Origin of the sequence: Pseudomonas sp. TWI923, assembly GCF_039673365.1 — a bacterium.
Taxonomy (GTDB): Bacteria; Pseudomonadota; Gammaproteobacteria; order Pseudomonadales; family Pseudomonadaceae; genus Aquipseudomonas; species Aquipseudomonas sichuanensis.
In genome coordinates this window covers 1-17,249 of record NZ_JBDJLM010000027.1, presented here as the reverse complement: position 1 = coordinate 17,249, position 17,249 = coordinate 1, and the positions used below count along the sequence as shown (strand labels likewise).

At 64.6% G+C, this 17,249-nt stretch carries 18 protein-coding genes and 1 riboswitch; of the genes, 11 read left to right on the top strand and 7 right to left on the bottom strand.

Annotation, left to right across the window (positions count from 1 at the left end):
- Window positions 1–127 precede the first annotated feature (127 nt).
- The 8 genes from eat (at window position 128) to ABE459_RS12835 (ending at window position 7,699) form a co-directional block, all read left to right on the top strand.
- Entirely contained in the window at window positions 128–1,576 is a 1,449-nt protein-coding gene (gene eat / locus ABE459_RS12870; protein WP_125857293.1) for an ethanolamine permease, read from the top strand.
- Between the two features lie 49 nt (window positions 1,577–1,625).
- The gene (locus tag ABE459_RS12865) at window positions 1,626–3,020 is read left to right on the top strand and encodes an ethanolamine ammonia-lyase subunit EutB (RefSeq protein WP_125462454.1); all 1,395 of its coding nucleotides are present in this window, start codon (window positions 1,626–1,628) and stop codon (window positions 3,018–3,020) included.
- 8 nt (window positions 3,021–3,028) lie between these two features.
- Window positions 3,029–3,847 carry an ethanolamine ammonia-lyase subunit EutC gene (eutC, locus tag ABE459_RS12860; protein WP_125462453.1) on the top strand — a complete coding sequence of 273 codons (819 nt, stop codon included), beginning with the start codon at window positions 3,029–3,031 and terminating at the stop codon, window positions 3,845–3,847.
- Window positions 3,848–3,953: 106 nt separating this feature from the next.
- A complete protein-coding gene (locus ABE459_RS12855) occupies window positions 3,954–4,412 on the top strand; it encodes a GNAT family N-acetyltransferase (protein ID WP_125462452.1) in 459 nt (152 codons plus the stop codon).
- A 334-nt stretch (window positions 4,413–4,746) separates the two neighbouring features.
- Entirely contained in the window at window positions 4,747–5,394 is a 648-nt protein-coding gene (locus ABE459_RS12850) for a DedA family protein (protein ID WP_125462451.1), read from the top strand.
- 5 nt (window positions 5,395–5,399) lie between these two features.
- On the top strand, window positions 5,400–6,215 hold the full coding sequence (locus ABE459_RS12845; RefSeq protein WP_323830314.1) for a M90 family metallopeptidase: 816 nt from the start codon (window positions 5,400–5,402) through the stop codon (window positions 6,213–6,215).
- Between the two features lie 94 nt (window positions 6,216–6,309).
- Window positions 6,310–6,837 carry an inorganic diphosphatase gene (gene ppa, locus ABE459_RS12840; protein ID WP_003255365.1) on the top strand — a complete coding sequence of 176 codons (528 nt, stop codon included), beginning with the start codon at window positions 6,310–6,312 and terminating at the stop codon, window positions 6,835–6,837.
- Between the two features lie 163 nt (window positions 6,838–7,000).
- Window positions 7,001–7,699, top strand: coding sequence for a S24 family peptidase (locus tag ABE459_RS12835; protein ID WP_323830313.1), 699 nt, complete (start codon window positions 7,001–7,003; stop codon window positions 7,697–7,699).
- Between the two features lie 309 nt (window positions 7,700–8,008).
- Here ABE459_RS12835 and ABE459_RS12830 read toward each other — a convergent pair whose 3' ends face one another.
- The 4 genes from ABE459_RS12830 to ABE459_RS12815 all read right to left on the bottom strand — a co-directional run bounded on the left by ABE459_RS12830 (window position 8,009) and on the right by ABE459_RS12815 (window position 11,019).
- Window positions 8,009–8,344 carry a type II toxin-antitoxin system RelE/ParE family toxin gene (locus tag ABE459_RS12830; protein WP_323830312.1) on the bottom strand — a complete coding sequence of 112 codons (336 nt, stop codon included), beginning with the start codon at window positions 8,342–8,344 and terminating at the stop codon, window positions 8,009–8,011.
- Window positions 8,341–8,571 (bottom strand): type II toxin-antitoxin system ParD family antitoxin, encoded by a 231-nt coding sequence (locus tag ABE459_RS12825; protein WP_258705624.1) that lies wholly within the window; start codon window positions 8,569–8,571, stop codon window positions 8,341–8,343. The genes ABE459_RS12830 and ABE459_RS12825 overlap by 4 nt, the downstream gene beginning before the upstream one ends.
- A gap of 158 nt (window positions 8,572–8,729) precedes the next feature.
- Window positions 8,730–9,713, bottom strand: coding sequence for a zeta toxin family protein (locus tag ABE459_RS12820; protein WP_323830311.1), 984 nt, complete (start codon window positions 9,711–9,713; stop codon window positions 8,730–8,732).
- Window positions 9,714–9,813: 100 nt separating this feature from the next.
- Window positions 9,814–11,019 carry an RtcB family protein gene (locus tag ABE459_RS12815; protein ID WP_323830310.1) on the bottom strand — a complete coding sequence of 402 codons (1,206 nt, stop codon included), beginning with the start codon at window positions 11,017–11,019 and terminating at the stop codon, window positions 9,814–9,816.
- A gap of 93 nt (window positions 11,020–11,112) precedes the next feature.
- A riboswitch (FMN riboswitch) is annotated at window positions 11,113–11,254 on the top strand.
- 80 nt (window positions 11,255–11,334) lie between these two features.
- On the opposite strand from ABE459_RS12815, the gene ribB reads away from it, so the two are divergent.
- On the top strand, window positions 11,335–11,985 hold the full coding sequence (gene ribB, locus ABE459_RS12810) for a 3,4-dihydroxy-2-butanone-4-phosphate synthase (protein ID WP_323830309.1): 651 nt from the start codon (window positions 11,335–11,337) through the stop codon (window positions 11,983–11,985).
- Window positions 11,986–12,105: 120 nt separating this feature from the next.
- Here ribB and ABE459_RS12805 read toward each other — a convergent pair whose 3' ends face one another.
- The 3 genes from ABE459_RS12805 to ABE459_RS12795 are packed head-to-tail and all read right to left on the bottom strand — an operon-like array spanning window position 12,106 to window position 15,818.
- The gene (locus ABE459_RS12805; RefSeq protein ID WP_323830308.1) at window positions 12,106–13,299 is read right to left on the bottom strand and encodes an SGNH/GDSL hydrolase family protein; all 1,194 of its coding nucleotides are present in this window, start codon (window positions 13,297–13,299) and stop codon (window positions 12,106–12,108) included.
- Window position 13,300: 1 nt separating this feature from the next.
- On the bottom strand, window positions 13,301–14,428 hold the full coding sequence (locus ABE459_RS12800; RefSeq protein WP_323830307.1) for an SGNH family hydrolase: 1,128 nt from the start codon (window positions 14,426–14,428) through the stop codon (window positions 13,301–13,303).
- Window positions 14,415–15,818 carry an MBOAT family O-acyltransferase gene (locus ABE459_RS12795; RefSeq protein WP_322359874.1) on the bottom strand — a complete coding sequence of 468 codons (1,404 nt, stop codon included), beginning with the start codon at window positions 15,816–15,818 and terminating at the stop codon, window positions 14,415–14,417. Before ABE459_RS12795 ends, ABE459_RS12800 begins: the two co-directional genes overlap by 14 nt.
- 225 nt (window positions 15,819–16,043) lie before the next feature.
- Here ABE459_RS12795 and ABE459_RS12790 point away from each other — a divergent pair, with 225 nt between their 5' ends.
- Both ABE459_RS12790 and ABE459_RS12785 read left to right on the top strand, forming a co-directional pair.
- On the top strand, window positions 16,044–16,286 hold the full coding sequence (locus ABE459_RS12790; protein WP_011531978.1) for an exodeoxyribonuclease VII small subunit: 243 nt from the start codon (window positions 16,044–16,046) through the stop codon (window positions 16,284–16,286).
- Window positions 16,283–17,170 (top strand): farnesyl diphosphate synthase, encoded by an 888-nt coding sequence (locus ABE459_RS12785; RefSeq protein ID WP_125857281.1) that lies wholly within the window; start codon window positions 16,283–16,285, stop codon window positions 17,168–17,170. The genes ABE459_RS12790 and ABE459_RS12785 overlap by 4 nt, the downstream gene beginning before the upstream one ends.
- Window positions 17,171–17,249: the final 79 nt, after the last annotated feature.

Genomic DNA, 17,249 nt, shown 5'->3' with positions numbered 1-17,249 from the left:
GGCCAGACCTGCAACACCAGAACCCAGGCCGGTTGCCGTGCAGCAACCGCTCTGGCTCGCTTCCTGCAACACAAATCACCAAGGCCCGGAACCCTTCCGGCCACCAAGAAAAACAACAGGTGAATCCATGCCAAGCGATCATTCCGCCGGCGCGCCGGCAAGCTCTTCCGTCGACTTTGAAAAGGTCAATTCCGAGTATTTCCAGCAACGTGAACTGAAAAAAGGTGCCGCCGGCTGGGTCCTGCTGGTCGGCCTGGGCGTGGCCTACGTGATTTCCGGCGACTACGCCGGCTGGAACTTCGGCCTCGCCCAGGGTGGCTGGGGCGGCATGTTCCTCGCCACCTTGCTGATGGCCACCATGTACCTGTGCATGTGCTTCTCGCTGGCCGAGCTGTCCTCGATGATCCCCACCGCCGGCGGCGGCTACGGCTTTGCCCGCAGCGCGTTCGGGCCCTGGGGCGGCTTCCTTACCGGCACGGCGATCCTCATCGAATACGCCATCGCCCCCGCGGCCATCGCCGTGTTCATCGGTGCCTACTGCCAGTCGCTGTTCGGCATCGGCGGCTGGATGATCTACCTGGCGTTCTACATCATCTTCATCGGCATCCACATCTTCGGCGTGGGTGAGGCACTGAAACTGATGTTCATCATCACCGCCGTCGCCGCCATCGCCCTGGCGGTGTTCCTGATCGGCATGGTGCCCCATTTCGATGCAGCCAACCTGTTCGACATCGCCAAGACCGACGCTGTCGGTGCCAGCAGCTTCCTGCCGTTCGGTTATGTCGGCGTGTGGGCCGCGATCCCCTATGCGATCTGGTTCTTCCTCGCCGTCGAAGGCGTGCCCCTGGCCGCCGAAGAAACCAAGAACCCCAAACGTGACCTGCCGCGCGGCCTGATCGGCGCCATGCTGGTGCTGCTGGCCTTCGCCCTGCTGATCCTGGTGGTCGGCCCCGGCGGCGCAGGGGCCGACGCCCTCAAGGCCTCGGGCAACCCGCTGGTCGAGGCGCTGGCCAAAGCCTACGGCGGCTCCACCTGGATGGGCGGCTTCGTCAACCTGGTCGGCCTGGCCGGCCTGATTGCCAGCTTCTTCTCGATCATCTACGCCTATTCGCGGCAGATCTTCGCACTGTCCCGTGCCGGCTACCTGCCGCGCAAACTGTCGCAGACCAACAAGAGCAAGGCCCCGGTACTGGCCCTGGTGATCCCCGGGATCATCGGCTTCGCCCTGTCGCTGACCGGCCAGGGCGACCTGCTGATCCTGGTGGCGGTATTCGGCGCTACGCTGTCCTATGTGCTGATGATGGCCGCGCACATCACCCTGCGTATCCGTCGCCCGAAAATGGAGCGCCCGTATCGCACCCCCGGTGGCATCTTCACCTCGGGCGTGGCCCTGGTGCTGGCCTGTATCGCCGTGGTCGCCGGCTTCCTGGTCGACCCGCGGGTGGTGATTGGCGCCGCGGTGATCTACGCGGTGTTGATTGCCTACTTTGCGTTCTACAGCCGCCACCACCTGGTGGCCGGCACGCCGGAAGAGGAATTCGCCGCGATCCAGAAGGCCGAAGAGGCCCTGCACTGATCGTCGACCCGCGCCGCAGGCCAGCCCTGCGGCGCTCTGGAGATTCTGTATGGCAAGTTTCGTACACACGGTGGGCAACCAGCTCTACCGTTTCGACAGCCTCAAAGAGGTCATGGCCAAGGCCAGCCCGGCACGCTCGGGCGACTACCTGGCCGGGGTGGCCGCCAGCAACGATGGCGAACGGGTCGCCGCGCAGATGGCCCTGGCCAATATCCCGCTCAAGCATTTCCTCAGCGAAGCGCTGATCCCCTACGAAGACGATGAAGTCACCCGGCTGATCATCGACAGTCATGACCCGCAGGCCTTCGCCCCGGTCAGCCACCTGACCGTCGGCGGCCTGCGCGACTGGCTGCTCGGCGAGCAGGCCGACGAACACAGCCTGCGCGCCCTGGCCCCCGGCCTGACACCAGAAATGGCTGCGGCCGTGTCGAAGATCATGCGTGTGCAGGACCTGGTGCTGGTGGCGCAGAAGATCCGCGTGGTCACCGCCTTCCGCGGCACCATGGGCCTGCGTGGGCGGCTGTCGACACGACTGCAACCCAACCACCCCACCGACGAACCCGCCGGGATCGCCGCCAGCATCCTCGACGGCCTGCTGTACGGCAACGGCGATGCCATGATCGGCATCAACCCGGCCACCGACAGCATCGCCTCGATCTGCGACCTACTGGTGATGCTCGACAACATCATCCAGCGCTACCAGATCCCCACCCAGTCCTGCGTGCTGACCCACGTCACCACCAGCATCGAGGCGATCAACCGGGGCGTGCCACTGGACCTGGTGTTCCAGTCGATCGCCGGCACGGAAGCTGCGAATGCCGGCTTCGGCATCAACCTCAACGTGCTGCAGGAAGGCTACGAGGCCGGGTTGTCGCTCAAGCGCGGCACCCTCGGACAGAACCTGATGTACTTCGAAACCGGCCAGGGCAGCGCCCTGTCGGCCAACGCCCACCACGGCGTCGACCAGCAAACCTGCGAAACCCGCGCCTATGCCGTGGCCCGGCATTTCAAACCCTTCCTGGTCAACACCGTGGTCGGCTTCATCGGCCCGGAGTACCTCTACAACGGCAAGCAGATCATCCGCGCCGGCCTCGAGGATCACTTCTGCGGCAAGCTGCTGGGCGTGCCGATGGGCTGCGACATCTGCTACACCAACCATGCCGAAGCCGACCAGGACGACATGGACACCCTGCTCACCCTGCTGGGCGTGGCCGGGATCAACTTCATCATGGGCATCCCCGGCTCCGACGACATCATGCTCAACTACCAGACCACCTCGTTCCACGATGCGCTGTATGCACGGCAAACCCTCGGCCTCAAACCCGGGCCGGAATTCGAAGCATGGCTCGAGCGCACCGGCATCTTCACCCAGGCCGATGGCCGTGTCCGCTTCGGCGACAACCTGCCGCCGGCCTTCCGCCACGCGCTCGCGCAGCTGGCCTAGGAGCGCCCATGGACCGACATACCCCCACCGAGCAAAACCCCTGGCTGGCCTTGCGTAACCTCACCCCGGCGCGCATCGCCCTGGGCCGCACCGGTATCAGCCTGCCGACCAGCGCCCAACTGGACTTCCAGTACGCTCACGCCCAGGCCCGCGATGCCGTGCACCTGCCCTTCGACCATGCCGGCCTGCGCCAGCAGCTCAGTGATCGTGGCCGCGCCAGCCTGCTGCTGCACAGCGCCGCCAGCGACCGCAACCAGTACCTGCAGCGCCCCGACCTAGGCCGGCGCCTGCACGCGGACTCTGCCCAGCAACTGCGTGAACACGCCCAGGCCAACCCGGCGGGCGTCGACCTGGCCATCGTCGTCGCCGACGGCCTGTCGGCCCTGGCCGTGCACCGCCACACCCTGCCCTTCCTCAGCCGCTTCGAGGAGCAGGCCGCCGCCGACGGCTGGACCAGCGCCCCGGTGGTGCTGGTGGAACAAGGCCGGGTGGCGGTGGCCGATGAAGTGGGCGAGCTGCTCAAGGCACGCATGACCGTGATGCTGATCGGCGAACGCCCGGGGCTGAGCTCGCCCGACAGCCTCGGGCTGTACTTCACCTACGCGCCCAAGGTCGGCCTGACCGACGCCTATCGCAACTGCATTTCCAACGTGCGCCTGGAAGGCCTGAGCTATGGCATGGCCGCCCATCGCCTGCTGTACCTGATGCGCGAAGCCTGCAAAAGGCAACTGTCGGGGGTGAATCTGAAGGATGAGGCCGAGGTCCACAGCATTGAAAGTGATAATTCGGGCAAAAAAAATGGAAACTTCCTGCTAGGAGAAGGGTAAAAAACATGTCACGGAAGGCGGATTGCACTTGTAGGCTGCTTTAGGCAGCATGCTGTTGACTGCTGGCAATCCGCCGTATCCCCCAAATGGACACTGAGGCCCGCACATGCGAATCATCAAGGCTACCCTGGAGCACCTCGACCTGCTCACGCCGTTGTTTGTGAAGTACCGTGAGTTCTATGGCCAGCTGCCATACCCGGACAGCTCCCGCAGCTTCCTGGAAAAGCGCCTCAAGCGCGGCGAATCGATCATCTACCTCGCCCTGCCCGTCGACGACGACAGCAAGTTGCTGGGTTTCTGCCAGCTCTACCCGAGCTTCTCGTCGCTGTCGCTCAAACGTGTGTGGATCCTCAACGATATCTACGTCGCCGAAGACTCGCGGCGCATGCTGGTGGCCGACCACCTGATGCGCGAAGCCAAGAAGATGGCCAAGGAATCGAACGCCGTGCGCATGCGCGTGTCCACCAGCAGCGACAACGAGGTGGCGCGCAAGACCTACGAGTCCATGGGTTTTCGCAAGGACACCGAGTTCGAAAACTACATCCTGCCGATCAGCCAGGATTGATCACAAGCGCTGCGCGAGGCTGTTCTCACAGATCTGCACAGATGTAACTGGTGTGGCAGGGCCCTGTGGGAGCGGCTTCAGCCGCGAACACCGGCGCAGCCGGTGCCATGCACCGCGTCGCTTGCTTCGCGGCTAAAGCCGCTCCCACAGGTTATGCGTAAGTCCATCGTAACCCCCCGCTACAAACTCTCCGGGCACAATCGGTACTTCGCCGTATAATCCCCATCCAGTCATGTGTGAAAAGTTACCTTTCCCCAGGTGAATCTGCCCACGTCCAAGACGCTGTCCGTCATCGCGCGCCCGTGGAAGCGGGTCATGAACTCAGGTGCTGTACATGGATTTCAACCCGCTGGACCTCATCCTGCATCTCGATGCCTACCTTGATCTGCTGGTCACCAACTACGGCCCCTGGATCTACGCCATCCTGTTCGCCGTGATCTTCTGCGAAACCGGCCTGGTGGTGATGCCTTTCCTGCCGGGTGACTCGCTGTTGTTCATCGCCGGTGCCGTGGCCGCAGGCGGCGGCATGGACCCGGTGCTGCTGGCCGGCCTGCTGATGGCGGCAGCGATCCTCGGCGACAGCACCAACTATGTGATCGGGCGCACGGCAGGCGAGCGGCTGTTCAGCAACCCCAAGTCGAAGATCTTCCGCCAGGACTACCTGCAGCGGACCCACGACTTCTACGCCCGCCATGGCGGCAAGACCGTCACCCTCGCCCGCTTCCTGCCGATCCTGCGTACCTTCGCGCCGTTCGTCGCCGGCATTGCCCACATGCACTACCCGCGCTTCCTGGCCTTCAGCGTGACCGGCTCGCTGCTGTGGGTGGGCGGCCTGGTCACGCTGGGCTACTTCTTCGGCAATGTGCCGTTCATCAAGCAACACCTGTCGCTGATGGTGGTGGCCATCATCATCCTGTCGCTGGTGCCGATGCTCCTCGGCCTGCTGCGCGGCCGCCTGGGCCGCACCGCCAAGGCCCACTGACGCAAATGTGGTCGTTCAGCGCCTGGCGGCGCCGGCGCACCCTGGCCCGCTACCCGGTCGATGATCAACTGTGGCAGGCCATTCGCCAGCGCCTGCCAGTGCTCGACGGCATCAGCGACGACGAAGACCGCTGGCTGCGCGAGGCTTGCGTGCTGTTCCTGCACGACAAGCACCTGACCGCCCTGCCCGGGGTCGAACTGGATGACCAGCAGCGTCTGTTCCTCGCCGCCCAGGCCCAGCTGCCACTGCTGCACCTGGGCGAGCTGAACTGGTACCAGGGCTTCCATGAGCTCATTCTCTACCCCGACGACTTCGTCAGCCCCCAGCGCCACCGCGACAGCAGCGGCGTGGAACACGTGTGGGATGCCGAGCACAGTGGCGAAGCCTGGCAACAGGGCCCGGTGATCCTGGCCTGGCCGGGGGTGCTGGCCAGCGGCGGCTGGGAGGCCTACAACCTGGTAATCCACGAACTGGCGCACAAGCTCGACATGCTCAATGGCGACGCCAACGGCCTGCCGCCGCTGCACAGCGGCATGCAGGTCGAAGACTGGGCCAACGCCATGCAGCACGCCTACGACGACCTGAACCGTCAGCTCGACGCCAACCCCGATGCCGAGACCGCCATCGACCCCTACGCGGCCGAGAATCCGGCGGAGTTCTTTGCCGTCAGCAGTGAGTACTTCTTCAGCGCCCCCGACCTGCTGCACGCCGCTTATCCAAAGGTCTACCTTCAGTTGTCGCTGTTCTACCGCCAGGACCCGCTGGCCCGTCTGGCACGCCTGCAGGCCGAGCATCCGGACTACCGCGAAAGCCACGCCTGACAGCCCCGCACATCAGGCCGGGCGTGGCATGCCCTGTCGGAATGTGCCTATAATCGCGCCACTTTTTTTTGATCAAACACGGGGGCATAGCCCAATGAGCTACAGCAAGATCCCGGCTGGCAAAGACCTGCCGAACGACATCTACGTCGCTATCGAGATCCCGGCCAACCACGCGCCGATCAAGTACGAAATCGACAAGGACAGCGACACCCTGTTCGTCGACCGCTTCATGGCCACCCCGATGTTCTACCCGGCCAACTACGGTTTCATCCCCAACACCCTGGCTGACGACGGCGATCCGCTGGACGTGCTGGTCGTCACCCCGTACCCGGTTGCCCCAGGCTCGGTCATCCGCGCCCGCCCGGTCGGCGTGCTGAACATGACCGACGACGGCGGCGGCGACGCCAAGGTCATCGCCGTCCCGCACGACAAGCTGTCCCAGCTGTACGTTGACGTGAAGGAATACACCGACCTGCCAGCCCTGCTGATCCAGCAGATCGAGCACTTCTTCGCCAACTACAAGGATCTGGAGAAGGGCAAGTGGGTCAAGATCGAAGGCTGGGAAGGCGCTGACGCCGCCCGCGCCGCGATCACCAAGTCGGTTGCTGCCTACAAAGGCTGAAGCTGATGCATGAAAAAGCCCTGCCTCGGCAGGGCTTTTTTGTGGGCGATGGAAAATTCCTACTTGCTCCTAGGCAAATGCCTGCGAACCGCAATGATTCCCACAGATCGCCTCCACATCGAGTTCATTTCCACACATTAATGAGGGCGATAGACTCGCCACCATGAACTCATCCGGTGATCGCCTCAAAGCCCTCCTGCAGGAGTGCAACCTGACCCCTTCCGACTTTGCTGCCCAGCGCAACGTCACGCCCCAACACATCAACAACTGGTTCAAGCGTGGCGTGCCACAAGCTCGGCTCGACGAAATCGCCGACCTTTTCTGCGTGTACCCGCGCTGGCTACGTAGCGGCGAAGGCCCCAAACATCCCGACCCTCTCGCGCCTGCCCGCCCTGCGCATGCTCCCACCGAGGGCCCAGCGCCGCTGCTGGCGCTGGGCACGCAAAGCGTGCAACTGCCCTTGCACCAGCTGCAGCAGGGTAGCCTGAGTGCCACACCCGGGCTGTTCCAACCGATCCCCCGCCAAGCCCTCGACAGCGTCGGCGTTGCCGCGCACAACGCCTTCTGTATCGGCATGCCGGCCAGCAACATGGCGCCGCTATTGCCCCAGGGCACGCTCCTGGCCATCGACTCCACCCTCACCCGGGTGATCGAAGGCGAGTACTACGCACTGCTGCACAACGGCCAGTTGCGCGTGCACCGACTCACCCAAGGCAACAACGGCACCTTGTGCCTGCACAGCCACGACCGTCTCAACCACCCGGTCGAGCGCTTTACCGCCCCACAGCGCAGAACGCAGAAACTGCAGATCCTCGGCTGGGTGTTCTGGTGGTCCTGCCTGCGCCCGGCGCGGCCATTCTGAAACACTTCGCACCACTTTTTGCTGGGCATCCCCGGCGAGCCCTAGTATGCTACGCGCCACATCACGCCCCCTGATGGTGCAAGCCGCATTGCAGAGGGCCTGGCGACGCCTCACACAGCCGTCCGCCATCTTTTTCAGGCCATGTTGCCAACCGTTTAAGGCGATTGCGGCTTATCAAAAATGAGCCAAGATCGTCCCCGAGAAGCCGGCCACAAGCCGGCTTTTTAATGCCTGCACCCTACCCCCGCATTTTTCTGCCACCGGGCATAGCCTGAGGTTGTCATGCGCGTCTTACGCGCACCCATCGAACTAATGGATGAGGTCGTCGGCCAACCATTGAGCAATGTCGCGCTTGGCATGCAAAACACGCCAGACATCGATGTGGTCATCGCGCTCGACGTAGAACACCAGGTAGGGGTAACGCTTCAACGGCCAGCAGAACAACCCTGGCAGATCCAGATCGTGGCCATAGCGGCTGATACCCGATGTCGGATGGCGGCTGATATGCCCGTAGCCTTGCTGAAGCGCATCGATGAATCCGACTGCAACTTGCTCTGTAGCCTCAGCAAGGTAGTAACTGACAGCATGCTCGACATCTTCACGCGCGAGGACTCGCGGGATCACTGGCTTGGCCGTTGCCTTCACCCCCTGCGTGCCTTTGCCCGCAGTGATTCGAAGTAGTCATCATCCACCGAAGTGGTGGGAGCCGAGCCAGCCCCAGCCAGAAGCAGCCCCCGTAGATGCTGCCGATCCTGATCCTTTCGGATCAGTTCGCGCACGTACTCGCTACTGGTGCTGTAGCCGCGCTGGCTGACCTGATCGTCAACGAACGACTTCAATGAGTCCGGCAGGGAAATATTCATGGTGCTCATGGCTGCGTCCGGATTTGCCAAAATTTGCCAAAGCATACACCCCAGAAAGCACTGTTGAAGCCCTGCACGACAGAAGGATGGCCAAGCATTACCCCTGCGACGAAACGCCAGCACCAAGCCAAGCATTCAACAGCCCAGCCGAGTGACACCCCTGATGCTCAGGGATGCAAGTACTTGAGCACATACAGGGACAGTTCGCGGAACACGTCGGCCGGGATCCGCTCACTCAACGCCTGGGCCTTTCCCAGCGTTGCGCAGCAAGCCTTGAGCATGTTGCTGCGCACCTGATCATCGACCATGCCGGTATGCACCAGCTGGAAGTACTGCGGATAGGTACTGGGCACCTGATCCAGGGACGCACGGCGAATCTCGAACCGCCCCTCTATATGGGGCGGCTGGAAGTACGCTTCATCGGCCCCTGCCGCCTGCGGTACCAGTTGCAACGCTGTGGAGCAGGCGCTGCGGCACAGCAATCTGCTCTCCCGGTCGGTTTCCATGCCGCGTTGGTACAAGCTGATCTGCGAGCCGGGACTGACCAGGCAGGCGGCCTCGAAGGCATCGATGATCCTTGCGGCATTGGCTTGCGACACCTCGATCTTGCTGAGGGAAACGAAGCGTTCGAGCTTGTCCTCGGCAACGCTCTTCACCCCGCGCTCCAGGGTGTTCCAATGACCGAATTCCTTCTGGCAGGCGATCAGGTGCAGCTCCAACTGGTAACCCGCCTGCAGTGCCAGGGCCGGCACATCGGCGAAGGCCGCGTCGTCCAGCGCGGTCTCCATGATGATGTCGTAGTGGTTGGCCAGCGCATGCTCGAAGAGCTTGCCGCCCAACTGCCAGATGAACTGCTCGGTGTGGGCGTAGACATACCGGCCACCGCCGGCCTTCATCTGCTCGTACTGTGGATGCAGCTTGCGATAAGCCGGGTCGTAGAGACTGACGTAGTCGTCATAGCGCCTGCTCGCCAGCAGCGAGTTGTTGAGCAGATAGGTCTTGCCCGAGCCTTCGGCGCCGGCCACGACCAGCATTTTCGGCGCCGGGTTGCCCTGGGCGTCGGTCCGTCGTTTGCGGCTGAACAGAAGGGGTTCGAGGGTTTCGAAAGCGGCTGCAACGTCTTCGGCGGTGAAAGTGTGGCGCTGGGACATGCTGGTCATTCCTGTTGGCTGCCCGGGAATGGGCGAGCCAAAAAGGTAGAGCCCGCTCAGGCGATGCCTGCGGTAGATAACGCAGCCTCTGGTCGCAACTTCAGCCTTTCACGCACACCACCTGACGCAGGGTATGCACCACCTCGACCAACTCGCGCTGGGCCAGCATGACCGCGTCGATATCCTTGTAGGCCATCGGGATCTCGTCGATCACGTCCTTGTCCTTGCGGCACTCGACATGGGCCGTGGCGCGCCGCTGGTCATCGACGCTGAAGCGACTCTTGGCCTTGGTGCGACTCATCACCCGGCCTGCACCATGGCTGCACGAGCAGAACGATTCCTCGTTGCCCAGGCCGCGCACGATGAAACTCTTGGCGCCCATGGAGCCCGGGATGATGCCCAACTGCCCCCTCTGCGCCGACACCGCCCCTTTGCGCGTCACCAGCACTTCACGGCCGAAGTGTTGTTCCTTCTGCACATAGTTGTGGTGGCAGTTGACCGCCTCGAGGCTGGCCTCGAACGGTTTGCCCAGCACCTTGCGAGTGGCTGCCACTACCGCCTTCATCATCAGCTCGCGGTTGTGCCGGGCGAAATCCTGGGCCCACTCCACCGCCTCCACGTAGTCGGCGAAATGCCGGCTGCCCTCTTCGAAATAGGCCAGGTCCTTGTCCGGCAGATTGGCCAGATGCTGGCGCATGTCGGCCTGGGCCAGCTCGATGAACAGGTTGCCGATGGCATTGCCGACGCCCCGCGAGCCACTGTGCAACATGAACCAGACCCGGTCGGCCTCGTCCAGGCAGACCTCGATGAAGTGGTTGCCACCGCCCAGGGTGCCCAGGTGCTGGCGGTTATTGGTCTTTTCCAGCCGTGGATATTTGTCGGTGATGGCCTTGAAGCGCCCGGCCAGGCCTTGCCACTGCTGGTCGGCTTGCCTGGGCACGTTGTCCCAGGCGCCCTGGTCGCGGCGACCGAAGGTCTTGCCGTGGGGCACGGCCTGCTCGATGGCCGTACGCAGGCCGTGCAGGTTGTCCGGCAGGTCACGGGCATGCAGCGAGGTCCGCGCGGCGATCATGCCGCAGCCGATGTCCACCCCCACCGCCGCCGGGATGATCGCGCCCAGCGTGGGGATCACGCTGCCGATGGTCGAGCCCTTGCCCAGGTGCACGTCCGGCATCACCGCCAGGTGCTTGAAGATGAACGGCATCTGCGCCGTGTTGAGCAGCTGTTTGCGGGCCTCGTCTTCGACTGGCACGCCGTCGGTCCACAGTTTGATCGGCTTGCCGCCGGCGCCTTGCAAGGTGTCCATGTCATCGCTTCCGCAGAGCTGTTGCCGCCATGATACCGCCGAAGGTCGTAGACCGGCCGCTTGCCAGCAAGGTGGCACAGTGCTGTATGCTTGCCCGGTCTTCAGGGCGGGGTGAAAGTCCCCACCGGCGGTAAATCGAAAGATGAGCCCGCGAGCGCCCCGGCCATGCCGGGGGTCAGCAGATCTGGTGCGACTCCAGAGCCGACGGTCATAGTCCGGATGAAAGAAGGCGTCAGGCAGGGGCCATCCGGGCGCCCCTGCGCGCGCATTTTGTTCGCCCCGAGACGTTCATCGATCATTCACGAGGAGCGTTTCATGTCCACCTTGCACTCCAAGCAATTCCCCAACGTCACTGCCGCCATCGCCGCCTTCCAGGCCGGGCGCCCGGTGCTGCTGCTCGACGACGACGACCGCGAGGACGAAGCCGATATCGTCGCCGCCGCCGAGAACCTTTCGCTGCAGACCATGGCCATGATGATCCGCGACTGCAGCGGCATCGTCTGCCTGTGCCTGGACGAAGCCACCGTCGACGCCCTGCAGCTGGCGCCTATGGTGCCGAACAACCAGGCCCGCCACGGTACCGGCTTCACCGTCACCATCGAGGCGGCCGAAGGCGTGAGCACCGGCGTCTCGGCACAGGACCGCATCACCACCATCGAAGCGGCGCTGCGCTCCACCGCGCAGCAGCGGCATATCGTCAGCCCCGGCCACGTGTTCCCGCTGCGCGCCCGCGACGGCGGCGTGCTGACCCGCCGCGGCCACACCGAAGGCTCGGTGGACCTGGCGCGCCTGGCCGGCCTGCGCCCGGCGGCGGTGCTGTGCGAATTGATGAACCCCGATGGCTGCATGGCCCGGGGTGAGCAGGTGGCGGTGTATGCCCGGCAGTACAACCTGCCGGTGCTGACCATCGAGGAGCTGGCGCGCTATCGCGAAGCCATGCTGGAGCTTGAGACCGAGCCGGCCTGACCTTTGTCGGGGGCGCTTTGCGCCCCTATCGCCGGCAAGCCGGCTCCCACAGGGATAGCGCATAGCTTGGGTTTATACGGTCGGGGTGGGAGCCGGCTTGCCGGCGATAGGGCCTGAAGCTCAACGCAACCCCAACGGCCCCTTCAAGAACGCATACAACCCCGCCGCACTCTTGCGATAGCCGTCAGCCGTCAGGTGCACCAGGTCTGGCCGCGCCAGCCCATTGGCCTGCCAACCGGCAATCGAGCACGGCCCGCCCATGAACGCCTGCCAGTCCCAGAACAGCGCCTTGTGCCGCTGTGCCAGTTGCTTCTGAATGCGGATCACCGACGCCAGCGGCTGTGGTTGACGCGCCGCGCAACTGCCCGCCTTGCGCCGCTTGATAGAGTCCGGCGGCCCGACCAGCAGGATCGCTGCTTGCGGCAGGTCCTTGCGCAGGCTGCGCAGCGTCGCCTCCAGCTGCGACTGGTACAGCCCCAGGTCGAGCGTGTCGTCGAAGGCCTCGTTGGTGCCATAGGCCAGGATCACCAGGTCCGGCCGCACAGCCTTGAGGCTGTCCAGCCAACCCGGCTGCCACTTGTCCACCACCTCCTGGCGGGCACCATTGATGCCCAGCGCCGAGTAGATCACCCCGGCATTCTTCTGCCCCTGCAGATACCAGCCGCCCAACGCGATGTTGCCCCCGCCCTCGACGCCCAGTTGCAGCGGCAGGCCGAGATTGGCGAAGGCCGGGCTGAAGCGCCACTGCCCGTTGGTGATGGCCAAAGGGCGACGCTGACCGCCGTTGGCCAGCAACGTGGCATTGCCGGTGGACTGGTACAGCGCCGAGACCTTGTAGCGCTGGCGGTCTTCATCGCGCGCCTTCAGCAGCACACTGGAGCGGTTGGCCTGTGGCAGCGACAGGTAACCGCCAAGCGGGAACTGACTGCTCTGCTGGTTGCGTGCCGACAGCAGTTGCCACTGGCGCGCCTCGCTCTTGATGATCACCCGGTCATTGCGGATGCCCGGCACCGACGAAGCCGGCACCAGGCCGATGCCGCCATCGCCGTATTGCGCCTGCAGCAGGCGGCGCAGCTCACCGCTGAACAGGTCGGCGGCGGTGTGCGAGTCGCCCAGCTGGACGATGCCAACCGGTGCGCGGCCGGCATTGCGCAACTTGCCGGCGAGCAGGCCGACATTGCCGTCCTGGCGCACAACGGGCGCGGCTGCCGGCCGTGCGGCGGGCTGGGTGACCACACTGTTGGCGCCGGTGCTGCACGCAGGTACGGCGCTGATCAGCAGGGCCAGGCCCAGCAAGTGATGCCATTGGCGCATCTTAGTGTCCTGTAACGGTCAGGCCCGGCAAGCTGATCAGCGACAGTACCTGTGCGGCGATCATCTTCTGGCCCGTGATGGTGAAATGAATGCCGTCATCGACCCGCACCTTGACCCGCTTGCCCTCGGGCGTCAGCACCGTCGCGGCGAACCCGTCGTCGGTATAGCCGAGGATCGGGTTGGCCGACACATAGTGCTGGCCGTACAGCGCAGTCTGCTGCTGGTACAGGTCGCTCAGGTAGCCCATGGCCGTGGACAGCCGCGGCTTCTCCATGTTCGGCGGCCCGACCCACAGCACCTGCACGTTGTGCGCACGGGCCTGGTCGAGGATCGAGTCGATACGTGCACGATAGGCCACTTCCCACTCCGGCGACTTGAAGCGCAGGAACGGCTTGCCCTTGCCCTGGGGCATGTCCCAGGGGTCGTTGGGGCCGAGGAACACCACCATCAGGCGGATGTTCGGCTCGTGGGCGAGGGTCTCGGCCACGGTTTTCGGCCAGTTGAAGAAGCCCGGGTAGGCAAGGCCGGTACTCTGCTTGCTGAGGTTGACCGTGCGGATCTGGTAGCGCTTGCGCAGGCTGTTGGCCAGGTGTGGGGCCACGCCCTGCATCAGCGAGTCGCCGACCAGCAGTACGTCGTCGCCGGCGGCCAGGGAAACCACGGTGCCAGGTTGCAGCAAGGTCGGGGCAGGTGCCGCCGGCGGTGCTGCAACGGCCACCTGGGGCGGCAGGGCATGCTGGGGTGCAGGCGCAGGCAGGGCCACTGGCGCCGCCGGCAAGGGCTGGGCCAGCGCCGCCGGTGTTTCCAGGTTGACCGTGACCACCGGCATCGGCGCGGGCAGCACCTCGGGCAATGGGCCTGCGACCTGCTGCTGCGCCTCTTGCAGTTGCGCGATGACGCTGTCGCGGCCCTGCTCCAGCGCCGCCGTCAGTTGCGCCCCGAAGCGCCAGGCCGGCAGTTGGCCGAGCAGCGGGATCTCGCAGCTCTGGTGGTACTTCTGCTGGCAGTACAGCCTGATCGAGTCCTGGTTCAGCCAGAACAACAAGGCGGTCGTGACCACGATCGCGTACAACGCACGGGCCGCGCCCATCTGCACCTGAAACAGCTGTTTGCTATCAGAAGCTTGCATAGATGAACCCCGGCACGCCCGATTGCGAAGCGAAAATCACCAGCGACACGCCAATCCCCAGCGGCACTGGGTACAGCTGCCAGGGCAGCCGCTGGCTGGCGGCAAAGCCCTTGCGCAGCACTGCCAGCCACTGTGGATAAGTGGCGATGTACAGCACGCAGGCCAGCAGCATCAGGCCGGTGGCGCTGTTGAGCCCGGCCAGGCTCAGTTGGGCGATGTCGCCGAGCATCTCGACGGCGCCGTCCAGCGTCGGGCTGCGGAAGAAGATCCAGGCAAAGGCCACGTAGTGGAAGGTCATCAGGCGTGCCAGCAGGCCAGCGCCCGGCATCTGCGCAAAGCCTGGCAGCAGTTGGCTGAACAGCTTAGAGAGGGCCAGGCCAACCCCGTGCAGCGCGCCCCACAGGATGAAGTTGATGCTGGCGCCATGCCACAGCCCGGAAACCAGCATCGCCAGCAGCATGTTCAGGTTGCCGCGCCACACGCCCTTGCGGTTACCGCCCAGCGGGATATAGACGTAGTCGCGGATGAAACGCGACAGGCTGATGTGCCAGCGCCCCCAGAACTCCTTGAGGTTGTGCGCGGCATAAGGTGCGTTGAAGTTCTCCGGCAGACGGAACCCCAACAGCAAAGCGATGCCGGTGACCAGGTTGGTGTAGCCGCTGAAGTTGAAGTAGATCAGCAGGCTGTAGCCGTACACGCTCAGCAGCACCTGCTCGGGGGTGAAGCTGCCCGGGGTTTCGAACACCGGGTCGACCCACTCGCTGCCCAGCCAGGCGCTGAGGAAGAACAGCTTGACCACCGCCAGCGCGATCAGCCCCAGTGCCCGCTGCGGCTCCAGTACCTGGCGCATGCCCTGCGGGCGGATCTGCGGCAGCATGTGCAGGGCGCGGTTGACCGGGCCGGCCACAAGGCTGGGGAAGAACGCCAGGTACAGGGCCAGGTCCAGCGCCGTGGCCGGCGCCAGTTCGCGACGGTTGATCGATACCAGGTAGCTGACCGAATGGAAGGTGTAGAACGACAGGCCGATGGGCACCAGCAGTTCCAGCAACGGCAGCGACACGTCCAGCCCGGCCGCCGCCAGCGCGGCTTGCACGCCTTCGACGAAGAATGCCTGGTACTTGAACAGGTAGAAGCAGCCCAGCACCAAGGTCAGCAGCAGCACGCCGCAGAACCGGCGCCCGGGGTAGCGCCCGGCCAGCAGCCCAAGCAGGTACACCAGTGCGCTGTAGCCCAGCAGGATGTACAGCGAGTTCAGGCTGAAACTCGCCACCAGGCCATAGCTTGCCGCCAGTAGCAGGAGGTTCTGTAGCCGTGCACTCCAGCACAGGCTCCAGTAGACAATGAAGAACAGCGTGAAGCAGAGGCCGAATTCGATAGAAAGGAAGCTCACAACGTAGTCCGTTACGTGACATCAAAGGGGGGGCGCCAGCCCGCGGGCCAGAGGGCGCGGAGTATGGCAGAGGGCCAACCCCCTCACAATCTGAAAACGACTGGATTTGCAAGACATCCGCACCGGCACAAATGCTACAAAATAAGACCAAAGCCTTGCTGATTTGCTCCCCCTGCCCCGCTCTGCTAGTGTCGCGCCGTTCTGAATACCACCGAGACAGTCGCCATGGCCCGCAAAAAAGCCTCCATCGATTTCGAACAGTCCCTCGCCGACCTGCAAGCCCTGGTCGAGCGCCTGGAGAACGGCGAATTGTCGCTGGAAGAGTCGCTGGCCGCCTTCGAGCAAGGCATCGCCCTGACCCGTGACTGCCAGGGCGCCCTGGCCCAGGCCGAGCAAAAGGTGCAAATCCTGCTGGAACGTGACGGAGAGCTGGCTGCCCAGCCGTTCGACGCGGAGCCAGAGGCATGATCGGCGGTTACCAGGCCAGCGCCCAGGTACGGGTCGACGCCGCACTGGAAACGCTGTTCAAGGCCCCCTCCAAAGAACTCGAGCGCCTTTACGCCGCCATGCGCTACAGCGTGATGAACGGTGGCAAGCGCGTGCGCCCGCTGCTCGCCTACGCCGCCTGCGAGGCCCTGGGCGCGCCGGCCGAACAGGCCAACGGGGCGGCCTGCGCTGTGGAACTGATCCACGCCTACTCGCTGGTGCATGACGACCTGCCGGCGATGGACGACGACGACCTGCGTCGCGGCCAACCGACCACCCACAAAGCCTTCGACGAAGCCTGTGCCATCCTCGCCGGCGACGGCCTGCAAAGCCTGGCGTTCAGCGCCCTGCTCGACCCGGCGCTGAGCCCCCAGGCCGACAGCATCCGCCTGCAGATGGTCCAGGCCCTGGCCAAGGCCGCGGGCCCCGCCGGCATGGTCGGCGGCCAGGCCATCGACCTTGGCTCGGTGGGCGTCAAGCTCGACCAGCAGGCCCTGGAATACATGCACCGGCACAAGACCGGCGCGCTGATCGAAGCCAGCGTGCGCCTCGGCGCCCTGGCCAGCGCCCGCGCCGAACAGGCCCAGCTCGACGCCCTGCAGACTTATGCACAGGCCATCGGCCTGGCCTTCCAGGTGCAGGACGACATCCTCGATGTGGAGAGCGACACCGCCACCCTGGGCAAACGCCAGGGCGCCGACATCGCCCGCGACAAACCGACCTACCCGGCGCTGCTCGGGCTGGACGCCGCCAAGGCCTATGCCCTGGAACTGCGCGACCAGGCGCTGGGCGCCCTCGCCGGCTTCGGCGACAGCGCCGAGCCGCTGCGGGCGCTGGCCCGCTATATCGTCGAACGCCGTCATTGAACCTTGACGCCTCTCCCTGTGGGAGCGGGTTTACCCGCGAATGCGGTAGTTGATGCAACATCGCATTCGCGGGTAAACC